The 3,075-nt window shown below is 36.9% G+C and carries 1 pseudogene; it reads right to left on the bottom strand.

What is annotated here, in order from left to right:
• Positions 1–2,737 (bottom strand): annotated as a pseudogene (locus L2586_RS24310) (hypothetical protein); the annotation flags it as partial.
• Positions 2,738–3,075: the final 338 nt, after the last annotated feature.

Here is a 3,075-nt window from a genome sequence, read left to right on the forward strand (position 1 = left end):
CTGCCCCTGTACACCAGTCTAATATCTTCCATTGTCTTACTACTTTAAAACTTGGAGAGTTCATATCACATGGCTGATTAAATTCATCTAGACATGTTGCTATTCTGATATCATTATAGCCTGCTTGAATAGTACCGCAATTTAATCCACCAATTCTACCTGTACCTCGAGCCTTTAAATTTCCAGCTACATCAAACAAATCATCAGGAGAAGGATTTCCGTTTTCTAACACATTCCATTCTGTACCTGCTCCATCACATGAAAGTGGGAAAGAAATATCTACAGTTCCATAGGCTTCTACTCTATCTGGACAATCTGCTTCACTAACTTCTAAGCAAGTATAATCGTTTGGCAATGTTATATCATTTATATCTTCTGGCTCTAAATAAATTATTTGAGTGCAAGAAGATGACCTTCCATATTCATCTATTGCTGTAAATGTTCTGTAAATGGTATCACCATCACAGCCGCCATCCTTGTGTGTATCATAAAAATCAAGCGTAAAATCAGAGCATTCTATTACTTCCAGTCCCCACGCTAATGCTTTAAGGTGGCTCTCTTCGTTATCATCAGCAACAAATGAACTTCTACCTACACTAATATCTTCTTCTATTCCAACCGTTCCAAAAAATATTACATTTTCAGGAGTTGGATCTATTGAGCAAGCTAGTGTTGCATCAAGTGGACAAGTTAAAATCGGAGCAGCTTTATCTTCTACTGTCAAAGTTCCCCAACATTTATTTCCATCATAGCCACTAATAACTGATACTTTATAAGTACCTGGTTCACTGATAAGATTTCCGACTATACCTTCAACTTCAATAGAATAATTAAAGCATCCATCAGGATCTACTCCATTTAAAAACATTAGGTAGTTCAAATTAGCAACGCAAGTAGTAGGATCGATAGTCGTTCCAACATTACCAAGACAAGCAAGCCCAGTTCCAGGATTAGCATCAAATTCGATACTTACATCGAATGTAGATGTTACATCTGTATTTGCTGGAGGCGAAGCGATTGCATAAGTGCCAATCGGCATAGGTGATATTGCAGAGGCATTATCTGTTGCGCCAAATAAACCGCCCAATCCATAAGTCCAATTAGCATCATCGAATGTTCCATTGTTACCAACTTGGTCATCTATTCTATAAGCCCAGCCATTTAAATATTCCCATGCTTCACCCGTTCCATCTGTTCCTATTTCACCAAAAACATCTGTTATTAGACCATTGCAATATAAGGCAATAGCGTCATCACCATTTACAGATAAAACGTCATTTGATAAATCTGGAGCAAATCCAAAGAAATTCTCAAAAGCTTGAGCTCCACCATTACCAAAAGAACTTATATAAAAATAGTCTCCTGCTGAAAGTGAAATGGTAGGTAGTTCTGCAAGCAAATTCGTAACTGTAATTGAGCCATTATTAAATCTTCCCAGACCATAAGAAGAAAGATCTGCAATATCAGTTAACGCAAATAATTCTACTGCTTTAGGAACTTGATTAGGAAGATTTCCATCCATTACTGCAGTTATTATAAGATTACCACAGCCTGTAACTGAATTAGTTACTGTATATTCCCCCTCATCGCTACTTCCAGCAGTTATTGTTCCAGTTTCTGGGTCTAAATCTAAATTAGGTCCACCTGAATTAACTGTATAACTATAAACACCACTTGTACCTGTAACAATTGGCATTGCTACTCCATTCGTAGGACATAACATCGCAGGTTCATATGTAAAACTAGCGTCAGCAACTTCTAGAACGGTTACCGTAGTTGTATATTCCGCTTCCGTACAGCCAGATTCTCCTGGAGAAGATGTCCAAGTTAATGTGACTGTAGAATTTGTTTCTGATGGATCTGGTGTATATGTTGTCATTTCAGCATTTACATCACCGAACATTCCAACTCCTCCTGACCAAGTTCCCATTTCTTGAGATGTAGCAACTAAATTCGCAACTTCATCTTCATTAATAGTTTGTGGTGGTCCCGCATCTCCAGTACAAGGTCCAGCGACAATACCAGAAGCAACCACGACGATATCATCTATACCAAATTCATCCCTAGATCCTGATCCTAGGTCATCATTACCAAACCATCTAAGATATATTAAAGCGCCATCAGCAACAACCGAAGGCAGCGTATATGCGGGAACAGAAACTGCGGTCGATGTAAAACCAAGACCATCTGAAGTTGCTATTGAAGTGTAATTGTCAACATATACGAAATTTGATCCATCTACTGAAACACCTAAGTTAAAGGAATTCCCCCTTGCTTGATCATTATTTACCCATCTCTCGAAGGAGATTTCTATTTCCGATATTCCTTGTCCAGTATTATTGATAACACTTAAATCAATCGTTCCCGGCGTATAATCATTTGAACCTGGCTGAACACCTAGGAAGATATCTCCAGCTACATCGAATGCATATATTCCACCAGTTGAAACGCCACCGTCTGCATCTTGACCTCTCATTAAATCGTTAACATTGTCATTAAAGCCCGAAATCGCCCATGCATTAGAACTTATTCCTCCTGCAGTAGGCATAGCATTTGGGACTTGGTTAGACATAAAAATTCCATTGTTAACATTGGTAACTGAATTTTCAAAATCTATAGTAGTAGAAGTTGCCCCTGGTGGGATTGATAATTGACTCGAAACACTTCCTATAGTTAGAAATGAAAAGAAAACGTATAAAATCAAAGATTTAAAACGTATAGGTATACTTGCGTTCATAAGATTAAGGTTGGTTTAACAATTTACTCCACGAAAATAGCTGAATTTTCTAGAAATAAAAACAATAAAAAAAATATTTAATTGCTTGATAATGAGGTAAAAACACATAAAAACCACCTAATGTTATTAACTATCATATAGATATACTTGATCGATTTTTCCTATATGTCCAATATTAATTTTATATAAATAAAAAGCCCGATTCAAATTAATGAACCGGGCTTCTGAATTTTATATATCTAAACTACTCAATAACTATCATTTTCTTAGTTGCACTATACTCTCCAGCATTGATCTGGTAGTACATTACGCCTGTTACATCTAGTCCTTTCACCATT

Source organism: Portibacter lacus, assembly GCF_021533215.1.
GTDB lineage: Bacteria > Bacteroidota > Bacteroidia > Chitinophagales > Saprospiraceae > Portibacter > Portibacter lacus.